Below are 19,642 nucleotides of genomic sequence, written 5' to 3' on the forward strand. Positions count from 1 at the left end.
TCACAGTGTTTGACGAGGTTGGCGGATGACGATTCGAGTGTATCTGGTGGACGATCATGCTCTGGTGCGCACGGGCATGAAGATGATCCTCTCCAACGAGACCGACATCGAGGTGGTCGGTGAGGCGGAGAGTGGCGAAGATGCATTGCCGGATATCCGCCGCCTGCGGCCCGACGTCGTGCTGTGCGATCTGCACCTGCCTGGCGTCAGCGGCATGGAAGTCACCGAGCGCGTGGTCCGTGGCGACCACGGCACCCGCGTGGTGATCGTCTCCGTCCTTGAAGATGGGCCGATGCCCAAGCGCCTGCTCGAAGCCGGTGCTTCCGGCTACATCGGCAAGGCCTGCGATGCCCAGGAACTGCTGCGTGCCGTGCGCGATGCAGCGCTCGGCCGTCGTTATCTCGGCAACAGCATCGCGCAGAACCTCGCGTTGTCCAATGTGGAAGGCAACCATTCGCCGTTCGACACCCTGTCCCCGCGCGAACTGGAAGTGGCGCTGCTGTTGACCCAGGGCCTGCGCCAGGAAGACATCGCCAAACGCTTGAGCCTGAGCGCGAAGACCGTCAACACGCACAAGGCGCGCCTGTTCGAGAAAATGGGCATCAACGACAACATCGCGCTCGCGCGCATGGCCAGCCAGTACGGCCTGGTGGATCCGGCGCGCCCGATGTAATCCACGCGCAGGATGCACGTAAAAAAACGCCCGGGCATGCCCGGGCGTTTTCGTTCAGTGCGCGCGGACCCGCGCCACGATCTTCGCGGCCTGGGCCGCGCTTTCGCGCACCTTGTCCCACTCGCCACGCTCGATCCAGCCCCCCGGCACCATCCACGAACCACCGATGCAGACCACGTTCTTCTGCTCCAGGTATTCGGCGGCGGTGTCTTCGGTGATGCCGCCGGTCGGGCACAGCTTCAGATCCGGAATCGGACCGGCCAGGCCCTTGATCATCGCCAGCCCGCCCACGGCCGAGGCCGGGAACAATTTGCACACCCGGAAGCCGCGCGCATACAGCGCCAGCATCTCCGTCGGCGACGCCGCACCCGGCACCACCGGCAGCGGCGCCTGCGCCAGCGCATCGGCCATGTGCACCGGCGTACCCGGCGTGACCAGGAAATCGGCGCCCGCATCGATGGACTGCTGCATCTGCTCCACGGTCAACACCGTGCCCGCACCCACCACCACATCCGGCAGCTCGCGCTTGAGCATGGCGAGTGCTTCCATCGCCACCGGCGTACGCAGCGTCAGCTCGATCGCCGGCAGCCCGCCCTCCAGCAACGCCGCACTGACCGCACGGGCCTGGTCCAGCGTATGCACGGTCACCACCGGCAGAATGCCGGCAGCCTTCAACAGGGTTTCAGCGCGTTTCTGATGTTCGGCGATGCTCATGCGTTTCCAATCCTTCTTCCAATAAGTGCGACGCCACAACGCGCCGAAATGTGTCCGGAGGCAGCGGGATAGCCCCAACCAGGACCGTTACAGCGCCATGGATGGCGCTGACGAGCCCCCATGGATGGGTTAACGGCGCGTCCTGGTTGGGGCTATCCCGCTGCCTCAACCAGGACACCCAGCCGCCGCTTTTGCGTCAGCTCAGGCGTCCTTCGCCTCATGCGGCGCATCCGCCGCCGCCGCATCATGCCCAAGCTCGTATTCCGCATCGTAATTCCAGATGCTGCCGTCATCGGCGGCCGGCCCACACGAAATCGACATCGCGCCCTGGTCGGCCGGGCCCACCAGGCGGCGGCTCATCGCGAACAGATTGCGGCCCAGATCGTGCGCGGCCGGTGCCGTGTTCGGCGCCGGCTCGCGTGCGGCGAACTCCGCCGCATCCACCAGCAGTTCCAGCGTGCCGGCCTCACCATCCAGGCGGATGATGTCGCCCTCGCGCACCCGCGCCAGCGGACCGCCGCGCGAGGCTTCCGGCGTCATGTGGATCGCGGCCGGGAACTTGCCCGAGGCACCGGACAGGCGACCATCGGTGACCAGCGCCACGCGGCGGCCCTGGTTCTGCAGCAGGCCCAGCAGCGGCGCCAGCGAATGCAGCTCCGGCATGCCGTTGGCGCGCGGGCCCTGGTAACGCACCACCGCCACGAAATCGTGCGGCAGCACACCGGCGGCATGCAGCTTGTTCAGCACCTGCGGTGCATCGACCACCACGGCCGGCGCTTCGATCGTGCGGAACTGCGGCTTCACCGCTGACAGCTTGATCAGCGATCGGCCAAGGTTGCCGCGCAGCAGGCGCAGGCCACCCTGGGCTTCGAACGGATCGGCCACGCCACGCACCACGTCCGGATCGGCGCTCTTGCGCACGCCATCGATGTAGGTCAGCTTGCCGTCGCGCAGCGCCGGTTCCTGGCCGTACTGGTGCATGCCGCCTTCGGCCACGGTCTGCAGGTCGGCGTGCATCAGCCCGGCCTCCATCAACTCGCGGAACACGAACGCGGTGCCACCGGCGGCGGCGAAGCGGTTCACGTCGGCTTCGCCGTTCGGATAGACGCGGGCCAGCAGCGGGATCAGCTGCGAGAGCTGGTCCATGTCGTCCCAGGTCAGCACGATGCCGGCCGCACGCGCCACCGCGATCCAGTGGATGGTGTGGTTGGTCGAGCCGCCGGTGGCCATCAGCGTGACCACCGCATTGACGATCGCGCGCTCGTCGATCAGCCGGCCGAGCGGACGGAAGTCATCGCCCAGTGCGCTGATTTCCAGCGCACGCACCGCTGCCTGGCGGGTCAGCGCATCGCGCAGCGGCGTATCGGGGTTGACGAACGAGGCGCCCGGCAACTGCACGCCCATCGCTTCGAGCAGGGTCTGGTTGGAGTTGGCGGTGCCGTAGAAGGTGCAGGTACCGGCGCCGTGGTACGAGGCGGCCTCGGCCTCCAGCAGTTCCTCGCGGGTTGCCTGGCCGGCCGCATAGCGCTCGCGCACTTCGGCCTTCTGCTTGTTCGGGATGCCCGGGGTCATCGGGCCGGCCGGCAGGAAGATCGCCGGCAGGTGGCCGAAGGCCAGCGCGCCGATCAGCAGGCCGGGCACGATCTTGTCGCAGACGCCGAGGTAGACGCTGGCGTCGAACATGTCATGGCTCAGGCCGATCGCGGTGGACTGGGCGATCACATCGCGCGAGAACAGCGACAGCTCCATGCCGCCGCGGCCCTGGGTGACGCCGTCGCACATCGCCGGCACGCCACCGGCCACCTGTGCGGTCGCGCCGAGTTCGCGCGCGGTTTCGCGCAGGATCTCCGGGTAGTGCTCGAACGGCTGGTGCGCCGAGAGCATGTCGTTGTACGCGGTGATGATGCCCAGGTTGGGCGTCACGCCGCCGCGCAGGCGCGACTTGTCGGTCGGGCCGCACGCGGCGAACCCGTGGGCGAGGTTGCCGCAGCTCAGGCGCGAACGGAACGGACCGTCGCGCAGCGCCGCGTCGACACCGGCCAGGTAGGCGGCGCGCGAGGCGACGCTGCGCTGGACGATGCGCTCGGTGATGGCATGGAGTTTGGGATGCAGGCTCATTGGCTACCGGCTATGAGAAGGCGAACGGAACAACACCGGGGCAACTCAGTCACACCAGTGGACGCGCAGTTTCGCGCCGTCGAGATCGATCGCGTTGAGGATGGGATACAGCTGCGGATTGTTGCTTTCCAGCGCGTGCTTGAGCACTTCCAGCTTCTGCTTGCCGCGCAGCAGCAGCAGGCGCTGGCGGCTCTGCTTCAAGCCGTGCGGGGTGAGGGTGATGCGCAGCGGCCACTGGTTGGCACCGGGGCAGCCGGTGGCATCCAGCGCCGCGTAGGGCAGGGTGCTTTCCAGTGCGCGGGTCAGGTCCTTCGACCCCGGGAACAGCGACGCAGTGTGGCCGTCGTTGCCCATGCCGAGCACGCTCAGGCAGGGCCGCTGGCTGTGCTGGGCCTGCAGGTTGGCGCTGTAGACGCACTCGGGCAGCGGCTTGCCGACCCGCACCAGCGGATCGAAATGCGCGCCTTCGGCACGGGTCAGGAAGCTCTCCTTCACCAGCCAGGCATTGCTGTCGCGATCCTGCGGCGACAGCCAGCGCTCATCGACCAGGCTCACTTCCACCCGGTCCCATTGCACGTCCAGCTCGGCCAGCGCCTGGTAGACCGGTGCCGGCGTGGTGCCGCCGGAGAGCAGCATGCGCGCGCGGCCGAATTCGGCGATGTCGCGGTTCAGCTCGGCCGCCATTTCCGCGGCGACGGCCTCGATCCAGCCATCGGCATCGCCGTGCCGGATCAAGGTGAAACGTTCGGACGTATCCAGGGTATTCATGCAGTGCCTCCCGGCAGATCGCGTTCCACATCCGCCGCATACGCGGCCGCGCCGAGCAGGCCGGGGCTGGGGTGCATCACGGCCAGTGACGGCACCTTGGACATGATCGAAGAGAAGCGGCCCTTGTGTTCAAAGCGCTGGCGGAAACCGGAGTGCTGCAGCGAATCGAGCATCTTCGGCACCAGCCCGCCGGTCAGGAACACGCCATCCCAGGCGCCCTGCATCAGCACCAGATCGCCGGCGATCGCGCCGAACACCGCGCAGAACACATCCACGGTGCGCATGGCCTGCGGGTCGCCATGCAGCGCCCGCGCGGTGACGTCCACCGGCTGCAGCTGGCCCGGGTCGATATCGGCCATCTCGCACACGGCGCGATGGATGTTGACCAGGCCGGGGCCGCAGATCAGGCGTTCGTTGGAGACACGGCCGAACTGTTCGGACAGGATCTCCAGGATGCGGATTTCTTCCGGCGTACCCGGCGGGAAGCTGACGTGGCCACCTTCGGTTTCCAGCGGATAGCAGCGGCCATGGCGCAGGATCAGCCCGCCCACGCCCAGCCCGGTGCCCGGGCCGATCACCGCGTAGTTGCGCGGCTGGCCCGGCTTGCCCGGCACCCACGCCGCGCCGCCGACCTGGATCACGTCCTGCGGCTGCAGCAGCGAAATCGCCATCGCCTGGGCGGCGAAGTCATTGATCAGGTGCAGGTCGTCGAAGCCGAGCATGTGTGCGGTGCGGATGCGCGAGATCACCCACGGGTGATTGGTGATGCGCGCCTCGTCACCGTCGACACGGCCGGCCACGGCGAACACACCGCGCTTGGCTTCGGCGCCGATCTGCTCCAGGTAGTGCCGTGCGGCTTCGCCGAGCGAGGGGAAGTCAGCGACCGCGAATTCGCGGATGCTGTCCTGCTGCAGCGGCGCGGCGAGCGAGGTGTCGGCCAGGGCGAAGCGTGCATTGGTACCGCCGATATCCGCGACGAGGACCGGCTGGGACAACACCGTCATGCCTGGCCACCGCGGGTTGCGTCGGCATCGGCGTCGGCAGGCAGGAAGCCTGCGGCTTCTTCTGGACCCCACTGGCCGGCCGGGTAGGGCTGCAACGGCAGCTTGGCTTCCTTCCACGCATCGCTGACGCTGTCGATCCACGCCCAGGCCGCGCGCACTTCGTCATCGCGCACGAACAGCGCATGGTTGCCGTTGAAGGCATCCAGGAACAGGCGTTCATAGGCGATGCGGCGGTGCAGGCCGGTCGGCACGGACAGTTCCAGTTCCAGCGGATGCAGTTCCAGCGCGCCCCATTCCGGGCCGGCCAGCGAGCTCATCAGGCCCAGCTCGATGTTTTCCTGCGGCTGCAGCTGGAAGGTGATGCGGTTGGGGGTGGCATTGCCGCGGTGCGGGCGCTCGAACAGCCAATGCGTGACCGGCTTGAGCGTGACCACCACGCGGGTGGTGCGCTCGGCCAGGCGCTTGCCGGTGACCAGGTGGAACGGCACGCCGGACCAGCGCCAGTTGTCGATATGCGCGGTGACGCCGGCGAAGGTTTCCACATCGCTGCCTTCCGGCGGCTGGTAGGCCTGCGCAGGCTGGCCGTTGATGGTGCCGGCGGTGTAGCGGCCCCGCACGCTGTCACGCGCGGCATGCTTGGCATCGAGCGGGCGCAGGGCGCGCAGCACTTTGACCTTTTCGTCGCGGATGCGGTCGGCTTCCAGCGACGCCGGCGGTTCCATCGCGACCAGGCACAGCAGCTGCAGGATGTGGCTCTGGACCATGTCGCGCAGCGCGCCGGAGCGGGCGTAGTACGCATCGCGGCCATCCACGCCTTCGCTCTCGGCCACCAGGATGTGCACCGATTCGATGTAGTTGCGGTTCCAGACCGCCTCGAGCAGCGTATTGCCGAAGCGCAGCGCGATCAGGTTCTGCACCGCGGCCTTGCCCAGGTAGTGGTCCAGGCGGAACACGCGGTCTTCGTCGATCCACTGGCCGATGGTGGAGATGATCTCCTCGGCGCTGGCACTGTCGCTGCCGATCGGCTTTTCCAGCATCAGGCGGTGCGGGGCGGCCAGCGCGCCGCCCTTGGCCAGGCCTTCGCAGGTGGAGATGTACAGGCCCGGCGGGATCGCCAGGTAGCTCACGCAGTTGCGGTCGACCAGGTCGTGGACCGATTCGGCCACGGACTCGGGATTGCGCAGGTCCACCGAGCGGTAATCGATGCGCTGCAGCAGCGAGTGGATATCGTCCTGGCTGGCCATCGGCATGGCCTGCTGCAGGCGCGGGCGCAGGATCTCGCGGAAGGCGTCGGTGTCGTGCGGCGACAACGCCAGCGCACGAACCTTGAAGTCTTCGGGGAGCAGGCCGTCGCCCAGCAATCGCAGCAGCGAGGGGAACAGGTAGCGCTGGGCCAGGTCACCTGTGGCGCCAAACAGGAAAAGGGTGTCGTGCATCGCTCGAGTTTCAGATCCGGGTGACATCGTTGTCAATCGCTTCTCGTCTATGTTCTCGGGGGTCGGGCGGGGTCCGTTGTCTGCTTGGTGCAGGTGCAGCACGCCCCATGGATTCCGCCCGGCATGATGGCCTGCCAACCCGGTGTCGTGGGGGATATCGCATCCTCCCCGGCATCCAGGTCACGGCCGACTATCGGATAGTGCCACGTGAAAACGTTTACATGGCAGAATGCGCAGACTGTATTCGATTGCAGTGGTCGCCGTCATGCGGCACCACGCCATCGACCTGCCATCGGGAGGGCCGAAGGCAGTTCCGCATAACAGCCCGGAGACCGGGCGGACTGGAATGGTGATATGGCAAAAGTGCAGTTGCAGGGCGTTCGCAAGGTCTACGACAACGGTCAGGTGGCCGTGCAGGGCGCGACCTTCGAAGTGGCCGATGGTGAATTGATGGTGCTGGTGGGGCCGTCCGGGTGTGGCAAGTCCACACTGCTGCGCATGGTCGCCGGCCTGGAAGAAATCAGTGGCGGCACGCTGACGATCGGCGACCGCGTGGTCAACGACGTGGCGCCCAAGGATCGTGACATCGCCATGGTGTTCCAGAGCTATGCGCTGTATCCGCACATGACCGTGGCCGAGAACCTGGCCTTCGGTCTGAAGCTGCGCGGCCACGACAAGGCCACGATCAGCAAGCGGGTCAGTGAGGCGGCCCAAACGCTGGGCCTGACCGAGATGCTCGACAAGCTGCCCAAGGCGATGTCCGGCGGCCAGCGCCAGCGCGTTGCGCTGGGCCGCGCGCTGGTGCGCGAGCCGGCGGTGTTCCTGCTCGATGAGCCGCTGTCCAACCTGGACGCCAAGCTGCGCCACAGCGTGCGGACCGAAATCGCGCAGCTGCACCGCAAGCTGGGCACCACCATGATCTACGTGACCCACGATCAGGTGGAAGCGATGACCCTGGGCCAGCGCATCGTGGTGCTCAAGGATGGCGTGATCCAGCAGATCGATACCCCGATGGCGCTGTACGACCGCCCGGCCAACCTGTTCGTGGCCGGCTTCCTCGGCAGCCCGGCGATGAATGTGCTGCGCGGTACCCTGCAGCGCACCGACAGCGGCTATGCCGTGCAGGACACCGGGCTGACCGCGCCGCTGGGCCAGGCCCGGATCGATCAGGCGTGGGTCGGCAAGGCGATTGCCGTGGGCGTGCGCCCGGAGCATCTGCAGCCGGCCGCGGCCGGGGATGCGACGGCGTTCGAGGCGATGATCGATGGCATCGAGCCGGTCGGCAACGAGATTTTCGTCAACATGACCAGTGGCGGCCAGCCGTTGGTGATGCGCGTGGCGCCGCAGGGGTTGCCGTCGGTCGGCGAGCCGATCCGCGTGGCGATCCATCCGCAGGGCCTGCATTTCTTCGATGCGCAGACCGGCGAGCGCTTGAACGACGCGTAAGGCGCGGACGGTTACGGGGTTGCCGGCCGCTGGCCGGCTCCACGCACGCCCATCAACGTTCATGGCGTGCCGCATCGACCAACGGTCGATGCCTGTTACCGCGCCAGACCGTCCAGCAACGGCAGGTGGGCGGCCTGGACCCCGCCGACGCTCAACGGCTCCGGCGCGATCTCCAGCGGCAGCACCGCCAGGGCCAGATCACCGGCCACCGAGGCCACCGTGCCGATCGCCGCGTCCTTCTGATGTACCTGCGTGCCGCTGGTCGTGCCCTCCACGACCCGCAGCAGTTGCAAGGCGCGCTTGGCCTTGCCCAGGAAGTGGGTGCGGGCCACGATTTCCTGGCCCGGGTAGCAGCCTTTCTTGACGCTGTACCCGTTCAGGCGGTCCAGGCCCAGCTGCTGCGGCGTCCACTGCTCGCGCTGATCGGCATCCAGGCGCGGCAGGCCGTAGCGCAGATCGGCCTGGCGCCAGGCCAGCGCGATATCCGCGCTGTCGGCGTGGGTCGCCACGGCGTCGGCGGCGCCGATGCGCAGGCTGCGCGGGAGTGCGTCGCTGCCCAGGTCCAATTCGATGTTTTCACCGCCAAGTTGCGCAATCGCGCCGCCGGAGGCCGATTCCGGCGCGGTGAAGCTTGCCGCCACGGCAAGATCATTGCGGACCTCGATCCGCACCTTGCGGCGGAAGACAAAACGCTGCAACTGCGACGCAATCGCATCGGCGTCGCCATCGGCGAGCACCAGCACGATGCGCTCCTGGTCCAGCCGCAACAGCTGGAACACAGCAATGGTGCGGCCCTTGGCCGTCAGCCAGGCACTCCACTGCCAATGCCGCAGGGGCAGGGCGGTGACATCGCTGGAGAATTGGGCATGGGCGAACGCGGCCGCATCGGCACCGCTGAGACTGAGCAGCTGGTGACCGGGGAGGCGCGAAAAGCCGGCGAAATCGGAGGGCAGGTTGTCAGGCACGTGAACGGGGTCTAAAATTTGTGCGTTGCGAGACCACCCATGATAGGCCAAACAACCCCCTCTCCAGATTCTGAAGCTGAAGGCACGCTGGTACCCGAGGAGCAACCGCTTCCCGAGACCCCGGCATTGCCTTTGGAAATCGGCGGCCGCGGCGGACTTGATCCGGTGCGGTACGGAGATTGGGAGAAAAACGGACGCTGCATCGATTTCTGATCAGCATTGAGCCAACGCGGCATTGCGCCGCCCAGCCGAGACAACGAGCCCAGCGAATGGCCGCCAGAGAACGTCCCCTTTCCCCGCACCTTCAGGTGTATCGCTGGCAGATTCAGATGGCCACCTCGATCCTGCATCGAGCCACCGGCATCTTTCTGTCTGTTGGAGCCCTGATCATTGCCGGCGGCCTGCTCGCCCTGATGATGGGTCCTGAATCCTGGAACTGCTTCACCGGCCATGCCGGCAGCTGGTACGGCAAGCTGTTCCTGTTCGCATGGACCTGGTCCTTCGCCTACCACCTGTGCAATGGCATCCGCCATATCGTGCAGGACTTCGCGATCGGCTTCTCCATTCCCGCCTTCGTGCGCAGCAGCTGGGTCTCGGTCTTCGCCAGCCTGGTGATCACCGCCCTGGTCTGGGCCTACGTCTTCATGGGAGCGGCCGCATGAACAAGTACCGTACCCCGCTGAAGAACGTGCGTGGCCTTGGCGCTGCCAAGACCGGTACCGAGCACTTCGTGATGCAGCGCCTGACCGCCACCGCGCTGGTCGGCCTGACCATCTGGTTCCTGGTGTTCGTACTGAGCCTGATCGGCGCCGATTACGTGACCGCGACCGACGCGGTGTCCAAGCCGTGGAACGCGGTGCTGCTGGTCGGCTTCCTGGTCGCGATGTTCTGGCATGCCCAGCTCGGCCTGCAGGTCGTGCTGGAAGACTACATCCACAATTCGCTGCTGGCCCTGGCGCTGCAGACCACGGTGAAGTTCATCGCCGTGCTCGGCGGGATCGTCAGTGTTTTTGCGGTCGCCCGCATCGCGCTCGGCGTCGCCTGAGTCCAGGCACCAAGACAGGAATCCAGATTAGATGTCCGCTTACAAGATTACGGAACACAAGTACGACATGGTCGTGGTCGGCGCCGGTGGCGCTGGCCTGCGCGCCACGTTCGGTCTTGCCGCCAAGGGCCTGCAGACGGTCTGCCTGACCAAGGTCTTCCCGACCCGTTCGCACACCGTGGCCGCGCAGGGCGGTATTTCCGCCGCGCTGGGCAACATGGGCGAAGACGACTGGCGCTACCACTTCTTCGACACCATCAAGGGCTCGGATTGGCTGGGTGACCAGGACGCCATCGAGTACATGTGCCGCGAAGCGATCCCGGCCATCATCGAACTGGAACACTACGGTGTGCCGTTCAGCCGTACCGAAGAAGGCAAGATCTACCAGCGCCCGTTCGGTGGCATGACCACCAAGTACGGCGAAGGCCCGTCCGCGCAGCGCACCTGCGCCGCCGCCGACCGTACCGGCCACGCCATGCTGCACACGCTGTACCAGCAGTCGCTGGCGCACAACGCGCGCTTCATGATCGAGTACTTCGCGCTCGACCTGATCTTCGATGACGAAGGCGTCTGCCGCGGCGTGCTCGCGCTGGACATGGCCGACGGCTCGCTGCACCTGTTCCGCGCCCACGGCGTGGTGCTGGCCACCGGCGGCTACGGCCGCGCCTACTTCAGCGCCACCTCGGCCCACACCTGCACCGGCGACGGCGGCGGTCTGGTCATGCGTGCCGGCCTGCCGATGCAGGACATGGAGTTCGTGCAGTTCCACCCGACCGGTATCTACGGCGCGGGCTGCCTGATCACCGAAGGCGTGCGCGGCGAAGGCGGCATCCTGCGCAACAGCAACGGCGAGCGCTTCATGGAGCGCTACGCACCGCACTACAAGGATCTGGCCTCGCGCGACGTGGTGTCGCGTTCGATGACCATCGAGATCCGCGAAGGCCGCGGCGTCGGCGAGCACAAGGATCACATCCTGCTCGACCTGACCCACCTCGGCCCGGGCGTCATCGACGACAAGCTGCCGGGCATCGCCGAAAGCGCCCGCATCTTCGCCGGCGTGGACGTGCACAAGCAGCCGATCCCGGTCATCCCGACCGTGCACTACAACATGGGTGGCATCCCGACCAACTACCACGGCGAAGTCGTGCGCAAGGTCGGCGACAACCCCGATGCGGTCGTGCCGGGCCTGTACGCCATCGGCGAAGCGGCCTGCGTGTCCGTGCACGGCGCCAACCGCCTGGGCTCGAACTCGCTGCTGGATCTGGTCGTGTTCGGCCGTGCGGTGGCCAACCGCTGTGCCGAGACCATCAAGTCCGGCGCGCCGCACAAGACCCTGCCGTCCGATGCGTGCGACAAGGCGCTGGGCCTGCTGGACAAGCTGCGCTACGCCAACGGCGACACCCCGACCTCGGTCATCCGCGATCGCATGCAGCGCACCATGCAGAACGACGCGGCGGTGTTCCGGACCAGCAAGACGCTGGAAGAGGGCTGCGCCAAGATGGCCGAGATCTTCGACTCCTTCCAGGACGTCAAGGTCTCCGACCGTTCGCTGGTGTGGAACTCGGACCTGATCGAAACCTACGAGCTGAACAACCTGCTGCTCAACGCGGTGGCGACGATCAACTCGGCCGAACAGCGCAAGGAAAGCCGCGGCGCGCATGCGCATGAGGACTTCCCGGACCGCGACGACGTCAACTGGCAGAAGCACACGCTGGTCAACGTCGACGAGAACGGCAAGTGCGAGTTCGACTACCGCCCGGTCCACATGTACACGCTGAGCAAGGACGTGGACGTCGTCCCGCCCAAGCCGCGCGTTTACTAAGAGACCTGCGGCATGACCTCCGTCCACGCAGCGCCCGCGACCGCCGTCTCCCGCAAGGGTGGCTTGGCGCGTGCGCCGCTGGCCGGTGGTGTCGACTTCCTCATCTTCCGTGCTACCCGCGCCTGCACCGCAGCGCGAGCCGCCTGAGCCAACGAGAACAGCCATGGCCGAGTTTTCCCTCCCCAAGAATTCCAAGATCGGAAAGGGCAAGCACTTCCCCGCCAAGAGCGGTGCGAAGAACACCCGCACCTTCAAGATCTACCGCTGGAGTCCCGACGACGACAGCAACCCGCGCACCGATACGTACGAGATCGATCTGGACGCCTGCGGCCCGATGGTTCTGGACGCGCTGATCAAGATCAAGAACGAGATCGATCCGACCCTGACCTTCCGTCGTTCGTGCCGTGAGGGCATCTGCGGTTCGTGCGCGATGAACATCGACGGCACCAACACGCTGGCCTGCACCCGCGCCATCGCCGACTGCGGCAAGGCCGAAGTGCCGATCTACCCGCTGCCGCACATGAGCGTGGTCAAGGATCTGGTGCCGGACCTGACCCACTTCTACGCGCAGTACGCCTCGATCAAGCCGTGGATCCGCACCCAGACCCCGCCGCCGCCGGATCGCGAGCGCCTGCAGTCGCCGGAAGACCGCAAGAAGCTGGACGGCCTGTACGAGTGCATCCTGTGCGCGTGCTGCTCGACCAGCTGCCCGAGCTACTGGTGGAACGGCGAGCGTTACCTGGGCCCGGCCATCCTGCTGCAGGCCTACCGCTGGATCGTCGACTCGCGCGATGAAGACACCGGTGCGCGCCTGGACGAGCTGGAAGACCCGTTCAAGCTGTACCGCTGCCACACCATCATGAACTGCTCGCGGACCTGTCCGAAGGGCCTGAACCCGGCGCTGGCCATTGCCGAGATCAAGAAGCTGATGATGGCGCGTCGCGCCTGATCCAGACGTGCCCGGTAGAGCCACGCCATGCGTGGCCCCGCAACAAAGGATCGAAACGGTAGCGCCACGCCATGCGTGGCGTCTCAGAAAATGATCGAAACGGTAGAGCCACGCCATGCGTGGCTTTGCCTTATCTGGAAACGCAGAAAATGGATGAAGCAACCGAACTGAAAAAGCTGCGCTGGCGCTGCCGCCGCGGCATGCGCGAGCTGGATCAGCTGTTCGGCCGTTACCTGGACCGCTGCTGGCTGCAGGCACCGACAGACGAGCGCGAGGTTTTCCTGTTCCTGCTGGAAAGCGAAGACGATAAGTTGTGGCGCTGGTTCATGGGTTACGAAGAATGCCCGCATGCCGCGCCCGCTGCCCTCATCGCCAGGATCCGCGCCCTGCCAGCTTGAGTGGCACCCCTCGCGCTGGCAGTGCCGCGCGCTGATCGCCATGGGCGCGCTGATGCCCTGGGCCCTGTGGGCCACCGAGCTTCCGGCGCCGTGGGGCCTGGCCTTGGGCCTGGTGGCGATGGTGGGCACGTGGCTGGAGGCGTGGCGGTATGCGCGCGGCCCGGGCTGCGCCTTCCTGATCCCCCTGCATGATGAACCGGCCCAGGTGGATGGCGAGGCGGTCGAGGACCTGCAGATGCGTCGCCGTGGCCCGCTGCTGCAGCTGCGCTGGCGGTATGAAGGGCGTCGCCACTGGCGCCTGTTCTGGCCCGATACCCTTCCGGCGGCGCAGGCACGTGAACTGCGACTAGCCGTCCGGGCACACTGCATTTCCCGTTCACCCCCTGCAGTGGCACCATAGCCTGAATTGTCCGGCGTACCTGCATGTTCAAACCCATACCTGTCTCGATTGGCCTGCGCTACCTGCGCGCCAAACGCCGCAACGGCTTCATCTCCTTCATCTCCATGGCCTCGATCCTCGGCATCGCGCTGGGCGTGACCGTGCTGATCACCACGCTGGCGGTCATGAGCGGTTTCCAGAAGGAAATCCGCGACCGGCTGCTGCAGATGACCGCGCATACCACCATCACCACCGACGGCGCCCCGATGGCCGATTGGGCGCATGCGGTGGAGGTGGCGAAAAAGGACCCGCGTGTCGCCGGCGCGGCGCCGTACATCGAAATCCAGGCCATGCTCAGCGGCCCCCGCGTGCAGGGCGCCATCGTGCAGGGCATCGACCCGGCGCTGGAGCCGAACGTCTCGGTCATCAACCAGAAGGTCAAGAAGGGCAGCTTCGACAGCCTGACCGCAGGCAGCTACAACCTGCTGGTGGGCCAGGAACTGGCGATCTACCTCGGCGTCGGCGTGGGCGATACGGTGCTGGTGACCCTGGCGGAAGTGCAGGGCACGCCGATCGGCGCGATCCCGCGCATGAAGCGCTTCACCGTGAGCGGCATCTTCGAGGCCGGTTACAACGAGGTCGACCGCGGCGTGGCCTACGCCAACATGGCCGATCTGGAAAAGGTGCTGCGCATCGATGGCGTCACCGGTGTGCGCCTGAAGCTGCACGACATGGACAAGGCGCTGGACGTTGGCGTCGATCTGGCCCACAACCTGACCGGTGCCTACCGCGTCAGTGACTGGACCCAGCAGAACGCCAACCTCTACCACTCGCTGCGCATGGAGAAGGTGGTGATGGGCATCCTGCTCTCGCTGATCATCGCCATGGGCGCGTTCAACCTGGTCTCCTCGCAGGTGATGCTGGTCACCGACAAGCAGGCCGACATCGCGATCCTGCGCACCCTGGGCCTGACCCCGGGCGGGGTGATGCAGGTGTTCATGGTGCAGGGCTCGCTGATCGGCATCTTCGGCACCGTGCTGGGCGTGATCGGTGGCATCACCCTGACCTTGAACCTGGAGCGCATCCTCGGCGCGATCGAGACGCTGTTCAACGTCAAGCTGCTGCCGGAGGACGTGTACTACATCACCGGCCTGCCGACCGACATGCAGACCCCGGACATCATCATGATCACCGCCGTGGCGCTGGTCATGAGCTTCCTTGCCACCCTGTATCCCGCCTGGCGCGCGGCATGTACCCAGCCGGCGGAGGCCCTGCGTTATGAATGAAGCACTCACCCTGGGCCAGGAAGTCATCCGCGCCGAAGCGCTGGCCAAGACCTATGCCGAAGGCCGCATGCAGACCCCGGTGTTCAACGGGCTGGACCTGCGCGTGGCCGCCGGCGACACCGTGGCCATCATCGGCGCCTCCGGCGCCGGCAAGAGCACCCTGCTGCACCTGCTGGGTGGCCTGGATACGCCGACGGCGGGCGAGGTCTATGTGGCCGGCCAGCGCATGTCCGGCCTGTCCGACAGCCAGCGTGGCCGCCTGCGCAACCGCGCCCTCGGCTTCGTCTACCAGTTCCATCACCTGCTGCCCGAATTCACCGCGCTGGAAAACGTGATGATGCCGGTGCTGCTTGGGGGCGAAGAAGTGGCTGACGCGCGCAACCGTGCGCAGGCGTTGCTGGAATCGGTCGGCCTGGGGCACCGGGTGGACCACAAGCCGGGCGAGCTCTCCGGCGGTGAGCGCCAGCGTGCCGCCGTGGCCCGCGCCCTGGTCAACCGCCCGGCCTGCGTGCTCGGCGACGAGCCCACCGGCAACCTGGACGACAAGACCGCCGCGACCGTGTTCGAGCTGATGCTCGAGCTCAACCGCGCGCACCACACCAGCCTGGTGCTGGTGACCCACGACCGCTCGCTGGCACGCAAGCTGGACCGCGTGCTGGAACTGCGCGAAGGGCGGCTGCACAGCCTGGCCCACAGCGAGGTCTGAGCAGGCAGCGCTGCCTGCCTGAGCGCTGAACACCCGGCGGGTTCCTCTCGCCGGGACCACGCCGGGCGGCGCATGATCGGCGCACATTCCCCAGCAGGAGGCGTCGTGAAGCAGACCCTTGCCATCGCGGCCCTGTGCCTTGGGCTGGCCGCGTGCGCCAGTACCGGCCGCCTGTCCACCGCGCAGAAGCTTGATCTGTACCGCGCGCACGCCGGTCCGCCGCAGCAGGACATGCCGTTGTACGGGTCGTTGTCCGGCTGGACCGAACTGGGCGAGAGCGCGCTGGCGGTGTGGACGCGCCCAAGCGAAGGCTATCTGCTGGAACTGGCCGGGCCGTGCCAGGGGCTGGACTACGCCCCGGCGATCGGCCTGACCAGCCGGGTCGGCCGTGTGTCGGCCCGCTTCGACAAGGTGCTGGTGCACGACCCCACGCCGGGGCCGATGAACATGCCGTGCTTCATCAGCAGCATCCGCAAGCTCGATACCAAGGCGCTGCGCAGCTCGGAACAGGCGCTGCGCCAGGCGCAGGTGCAGGAGCGCGAAGATGGCCAGCAGTCGCCGACCCGGTAGTGCCTGCCGCTCGCGGCCAAGGCCTATGGAGGATGCGCCGCGATCTCGCGGTCGCCACAACCTGGCGATCGCCAACAACCTCGCTATCGCCAACAACTTCGCGGCCGCCAAGAACCTCGCGGCCGCCGACAACGTCGCGGTCCCCACCCTCGCGGTAGATACCGACCGTTGGTCGGTATCAGACCCGGTCACGCCTCCGGAACGAACCCGGCCGGCTTCTCCGCGCCACCGCTGAACAGATATTTCACCAGTTCCTCTTCCAGGAACGCACGGTGCTTGGGATCGCGCGGCGACAGCCGGTTCTCGTTGATCAGCATGGTCTGGTGCGCCAGCCACGCGGCCCAGGCCGGCTTGCCGATGTGGTTGAAGATGCGCTGGCCCAGCTCGCCGGGGTAGGGCACGAAGTCCAGGCCTTCGGCGTCGCGTTGTTCGTACTGGCAGAAAACGGTGCGGGGCATAGCGTTACTCGTTGTCTTGGGATGTTGCTGCGCGCCGCATTGTACGGCGCTTGGGCTGAGCGGGCGGTGCACCGGTCTGGAGCAGCTTGCGGATCGGTGCGGGCAGGCCCAGCGTGGCCAACTCTTCGGCAGCGACCCAGCGTACGCCGGCATCCTCGCGTCGCAAGCCCTGAACCGTTGCCACCAGTACCTGCAGATGCAGCCGGTAGTGGCTGAAGGTGTGCTCCAGCACCGGCAGCGGCTCGGCATCGTCCAGCGAGCCCTCGATATGCGCATCGAACCAGTCCTGCAGGGCGATGCCGCTGTCAGCCTGGGGCAGGGTCCACAGCTGCGCCCAAATGCCGGTGTCCGGCCGCTTCTGCAGCAGCACGCGGCCGCGCGCATCGCGCAGCAGCAGCGCCACCGCCTCGCGTTCGGGCAGGGTCTTGCCCGGCTTCGGTGTCGGCAGCTGATCGGTACGGCCTTCGCGCCGTGCGACGCAGGTCGCCTGCAGCGGACAGATCACGCAGGCAGGCCTGCTGCGGCTGCAGACGCTGGCGCCCAAGTCCATCTGCGCCTGGGTGTAATCGACCATGCGGGTCGCGGGTACCTGCGCCGCGTGCGCCTCGGCGACCGCCCACAGTTGCTTCTCGACCGCCGGCAGGCCGGGGAAGCCCTCGATGCCGTGATAGCGGGTCAGCACGCGTTTGACGTTGCCATCCAGGATCGCGAACCGATCATTCCAGGCCTGGCTGAGAATTGCGCCGGCGGTGCTGCGGCCGATGCCCGGCAGCGCATGCAGGGCATCGAAATCACGCGGCAGCTCGCCGGCATGCAGCTCGACGCAGCGCTGCGCGGCGGCATGCAGGTTGCGTGCACGGGCGTAGTAGCCCAGCCCCGCCCACTGCGCCATCACCGCATCATTGCTGGCTGCGGCCAGGTCGGGCAGGGTCGGGAATACGTCCAGGAACTTCAGGAAGTACGGGATGACCGTGCTGACCTGGGTCTGCTGCAGCATGATCTCCGACAGCCACACCCGGTACGGCGAGCGCGGGTGCTGCCAGGGCAGGTCGTGCCGGCCATGGTCATCGAACCAGTGCAGCAGCCGGGAAACGAACACATCGTCGGCAGGCAATACGGCGCTGGCGGGAGGCTGGCGGGTCATGCAGTTTCCGGAGAAGGGCTGGTGCCACGCCATGCGTGGCTGCATCGGCAGCCGGGGAGACCGGTCACGGAGGTGAAGCAGCCACCCATGGGGTGGCTCTACCAGTGAAGCCGCTGCCTGGCCCGGCGGTGATCAGGCGCCGAGTGCTTCGGGCAGCAAGGCGTCGACAAAGGCCTCCGGATCGAACACGCGCAGGTCTTCCGGGCGCTCGCCGATGCCGCAGAAGCGGATCGGAATGCCGAACTCGCGGGCCAGCGCGAACACCACGCCGCCCTTGGCGGTGCCGTCCAGCTTGGTCACCACCAACCCGGTCACGTTGACCGCGGCATGGAACTGACGCAGCTGCGAGAGCGCGTTCTGCCCGGTGGTGCCATCGATGACCATCAGCACTTCATGCGGCGCATCGGCATCGATCTTGCCGAGCACGCGGCGGATCTTGCCGAGCTCGTTCATCAGGCCAGCCTGGGTATGCAGGCGGCCGGCGGTATCGGCGATCAGCACTTCGGTGCCGCGCGCCTTGCCGGCCTGCAGCGCATCGAAGGCGACCGAGGCCGCGTCGGCATTCTGGCCCTGGGCGACCACGGCCACACCGTTGCGCTCGCCCCAGGCCTGCAGCTGCGCGACAGCGGCGGCACGGAAGGTATCGCCGGCGGCCAGCATCAGGCTGTGCCCGTCATCCTTGAAGCGCTTGGCCAGCTTGCCGATGGTGGTGGTCTTGCCGACGCCGTTGACGCCGACGGTGAGCACCACGAACGGCTTGGCGGTGCGGTCGATCACCAGCGGCTTGGCGACCGGCTGCAGGATGGCGATCAGCTCGGCGCGCAGCGCGGTGAGCAGCGCATTGGCATCGGCGAACTCGCGCGCCTTCATGCGCTTGCGCAGGCCTTCCACCAGCGCGGTGGTCGCACCGACGCCGACATCGGCGGTGATCAGCGCAGTTTCCAGCTCATCGAGCAGGTCGTCATCGAGCTTGGGATTGCGCGAGAACAGGCCGCCGAAGCTGCGGGCGATCACGCTGTTGCGCAGGCGCTCGCGCCAGCCGCTCTTGCCGGCCGCGGCGGGGGCGACGTCCTGGGAGGACGGGCGCTCGGTCACGATGACCGGGGCAGCCGGAGCAGGCGGGGGTGCCGGGGCTGCCGGGACGGCCGGAGCGAGCGCGGCGGGCACGGCCGGAGCAGCCACCGGCGGCTCAACGACGGCCGGCGCAGGCGCGCTCACCGGGGCGGCCGGTGCCGGGCTCGGGGTGGCCGGTGCCGCGCGGTCTTCCGCGGGAGCTGCTGGAGCCGGCGCCGCGACGACAGGTGCAGGAGCAGCCGGAGTCGGGACAACCGGCGCGGTCACTACAGGTGCCGGCGCGACCGGCGGCGGGGCGGCAGGCGGTGCGACCACGGGCGCAGGGACAACGGGGGCCGGCACGACCGGGGTCGCAACTGCCGGGGCGGGAACCTCCGGGGTCGGCGCGATCACGCGCTCTGCGGGGGCAGTCGGCGCGACGGCAGGCACCGGGGCTTCCGCTGCGGGCGGCAGCGGCGCAGGCGCCGGCGGTTCTGCAGGCTGGGGATTGGCCTGCGGGAACGCGGCTGCCAGCTCCTCGGTGGAGTAATGCTGGGTTTTGGCCGCCTCTTGCGGGGCGTCCTGGGGCTTTTTGCGACGGAAGAAGCTGAGCATTGGCAAAAGACGCTGAAATCAGAGGGGTATGCTACCACTGCGCCCCGAAGGCCCATGGGCGTGCAGGTGCGGTGGGGCGGGACTCAAGTAATG

General features: G+C 67.3%; 22 protein-coding genes. 13 read left to right on the plus strand and 9 right to left on the minus strand.

All coding sequences use genetic code 11. From position 1 onward, the window contains the following. Positions 1–25: 25 nt before the first annotated feature. Positions 26–673, plus strand: a complete 648-nt coding sequence (locus tag OC373_RS07475) for a response regulator (RefSeq protein WP_019183265.1) — start codon at positions 26–28, stop codon at positions 671–673. A gap of 54 nt (positions 674–727) precedes the next feature. Here OC373_RS07475 and OC373_RS07480 read toward each other — a convergent pair whose 3' ends face one another. From OC373_RS07480 to zwf, 5 genes are all read right to left on the minus strand, one after another. Beyond that, the gene (locus tag OC373_RS07480; RefSeq protein WP_070427122.1) at positions 728–1,387 is read right to left on the minus strand and encodes a bifunctional 4-hydroxy-2-oxoglutarate aldolase/2-dehydro-3-deoxy-phosphogluconate aldolase; all 660 of its coding nucleotides are present in this window, start codon (positions 1,385–1,387) and stop codon (positions 728–730) included. A 201-nt stretch (positions 1,388–1,588) separates the two neighbouring features. Further along, on the minus strand, positions 1,589–3,505 hold the full coding sequence (gene edd / locus OC373_RS07485) for a phosphogluconate dehydratase (protein ID WP_261997383.1): 1,917 nt from the start codon (positions 3,503–3,505) through the stop codon (positions 1,589–1,591). Between the two features lie 45 nt (positions 3,506–3,550). Further along, entirely contained in the window at positions 3,551–4,273 is a 723-nt protein-coding gene (pgl, locus tag OC373_RS07490) for a 6-phosphogluconolactonase (protein WP_019183262.1), read from the minus strand. After that, a complete protein-coding gene (gene glk / locus OC373_RS07495; protein ID WP_019183261.1) occupies positions 4,270–5,277 on the minus strand; it encodes a glucokinase in 1,008 nt (335 codons plus the stop codon). Before glk ends, pgl begins: the two co-directional genes overlap by 4 nt. Next, positions 5,274–6,713, minus strand: coding sequence for a glucose-6-phosphate dehydrogenase (gene zwf, locus OC373_RS07500; RefSeq protein WP_019183260.1), 1,440 nt, complete (start codon positions 6,711–6,713; stop codon positions 5,274–5,276). The genes glk and zwf overlap by 4 nt, the downstream gene beginning before the upstream one ends. Before the next feature lie 354 nt (positions 6,714–7,067). Here zwf and ugpC point away from each other — a divergent pair, with 354 nt between their 5' ends. Beyond that, positions 7,068–8,159 (plus strand): sn-glycerol-3-phosphate ABC transporter ATP-binding protein UgpC, encoded by a 1,092-nt coding sequence (gene ugpC / locus OC373_RS07505; protein ID WP_070427124.1) that lies wholly within the window; start codon positions 7,068–7,070, stop codon positions 8,157–8,159. A 95-nt stretch (positions 8,160–8,254) separates the two neighbouring features. On the opposite strand, the gene OC373_RS07510 is transcribed toward ugpC, so the two are convergent. Then, positions 8,255–9,124, minus strand: coding sequence for a folate-binding protein (locus OC373_RS07510; RefSeq protein ID WP_261997384.1), 870 nt, complete (start codon positions 9,122–9,124; stop codon positions 8,255–8,257). A gap of 39 nt (positions 9,125–9,163) precedes the next feature. Between OC373_RS07510 and OC373_RS07515 the strand changes: the two genes are divergently transcribed. The 11 genes from OC373_RS07515 (at position 9,164) to OC373_RS07565 (ending at position 16,279) form a co-directional block, all read left to right on the plus strand. Continuing rightward, on the plus strand, positions 9,164–9,337 hold the full coding sequence (locus tag OC373_RS07515; RefSeq protein ID WP_080114829.1) for a DUF1674 domain-containing protein: 174 nt from the start codon (positions 9,164–9,166) through the stop codon (positions 9,335–9,337). Between the two features lie 56 nt (positions 9,338–9,393). Continuing rightward, positions 9,394–9,786, plus strand: a complete 393-nt coding sequence (gene sdhC / locus OC373_RS07520) for a succinate dehydrogenase, cytochrome b556 subunit (RefSeq protein WP_019183256.1) — start codon at positions 9,394–9,396, stop codon at positions 9,784–9,786. Further along, entirely contained in the window at positions 9,783–10,169 is a 387-nt protein-coding gene (sdhD, locus tag OC373_RS07525; protein WP_019183255.1) for a succinate dehydrogenase, hydrophobic membrane anchor protein, read from the plus strand. The genes sdhC and sdhD overlap by 4 nt, the downstream gene beginning before the upstream one ends. A 31-nt stretch (positions 10,170–10,200) precedes the next feature. Beyond that, positions 10,201–11,991 (plus strand): succinate dehydrogenase flavoprotein subunit, encoded by a 1,791-nt coding sequence (gene sdhA / locus OC373_RS07530; protein ID WP_019183254.1) that lies wholly within the window; start codon positions 10,201–10,203, stop codon positions 11,989–11,991. Positions 11,992–12,003: 12 nt separating this feature from the next. After that, positions 12,004–12,138 (plus strand): hypothetical protein, encoded by a 135-nt coding sequence (locus tag OC373_RS07535; RefSeq protein ID WP_261997385.1) that lies wholly within the window; start codon positions 12,004–12,006, stop codon positions 12,136–12,138. Positions 12,139–12,154: 16 nt separating this feature from the next. Next, complete coding sequence (locus OC373_RS07540; protein ID WP_019183253.1) at positions 12,155–12,940, plus strand: succinate dehydrogenase iron-sulfur subunit; 786 nt, start codon at positions 12,155–12,157, stop codon at positions 12,938–12,940. A 149-nt stretch (positions 12,941–13,089) separates the two neighbouring features. Then, entirely contained in the window at positions 13,090–13,338 is a 249-nt protein-coding gene (locus tag OC373_RS07545) for a succinate dehydrogenase assembly factor 2 (RefSeq protein ID WP_019183252.1), read from the plus strand. Then, a complete protein-coding gene (locus OC373_RS07550; protein WP_261997386.1) occupies positions 13,289–13,738 on the plus strand; it encodes a hypothetical protein in 450 nt (149 codons plus the stop codon). Before OC373_RS07545 ends, OC373_RS07550 begins: the two co-directional genes overlap by 50 nt. Before the next feature lie 23 nt (positions 13,739–13,761). Further along, positions 13,762–15,003, plus strand: coding sequence for a lipoprotein-releasing ABC transporter permease subunit (locus OC373_RS07555; RefSeq protein ID WP_261997387.1), 1,242 nt, complete (start codon positions 13,762–13,764; stop codon positions 15,001–15,003). Continuing rightward, positions 14,996–15,709, plus strand: a complete 714-nt coding sequence (lolD, locus tag OC373_RS07560) for a lipoprotein-releasing ABC transporter ATP-binding protein LolD (RefSeq protein ID WP_261997388.1) — start codon at positions 14,996–14,998, stop codon at positions 15,707–15,709. Before OC373_RS07555 ends, lolD begins: the two co-directional genes overlap by 8 nt. Positions 15,710–15,814: 105 nt before the next feature. Continuing rightward, positions 15,815–16,279 carry a DUF6491 family protein gene (locus OC373_RS07565; protein WP_261997389.1) on the plus strand — a complete coding sequence of 155 codons (465 nt, stop codon included), beginning with the start codon at positions 15,815–15,817 and terminating at the stop codon, positions 16,277–16,279. 188 nt (positions 16,280–16,467) lie between these two features. Here the strand turns inward: OC373_RS07565 and OC373_RS07570 are convergent, their stop codons facing one another. The 3 genes from OC373_RS07570 to ftsY all read right to left on the minus strand — a co-directional run bounded on the left by OC373_RS07570 (position 16,468) and on the right by ftsY (position 19,549). Next, positions 16,468–16,737, minus strand: a complete 270-nt coding sequence (locus OC373_RS07570) for an oxidative damage protection protein (protein ID WP_019183247.1) — start codon at positions 16,735–16,737, stop codon at positions 16,468–16,470. 4 nt (positions 16,738–16,741) lie between these two features. Next, positions 16,742–17,881 carry an A/G-specific adenine glycosylase gene (gene mutY, locus OC373_RS07575; protein ID WP_261997390.1) on the minus strand — a complete coding sequence of 380 codons (1,140 nt, stop codon included), beginning with the start codon at positions 17,879–17,881 and terminating at the stop codon, positions 16,742–16,744. A 132-nt stretch (positions 17,882–18,013) separates the two neighbouring features. After that, positions 18,014–19,549 (minus strand): signal recognition particle-docking protein FtsY, encoded by a 1,536-nt coding sequence (gene ftsY, locus OC373_RS07580; RefSeq protein ID WP_261997391.1) that lies wholly within the window; start codon positions 19,547–19,549, stop codon positions 18,014–18,016. Between the last annotated feature and the right edge of the window lie 93 nt (positions 19,550–19,642).

It is taken from the genome of Stenotrophomonas sp. Ste96 (genome assembly GCF_024519495.1).
GTDB lineage: Bacteria > Pseudomonadota > Gammaproteobacteria > Xanthomonadales > Xanthomonadaceae > Stenotrophomonas > Stenotrophomonas bentonitica_A.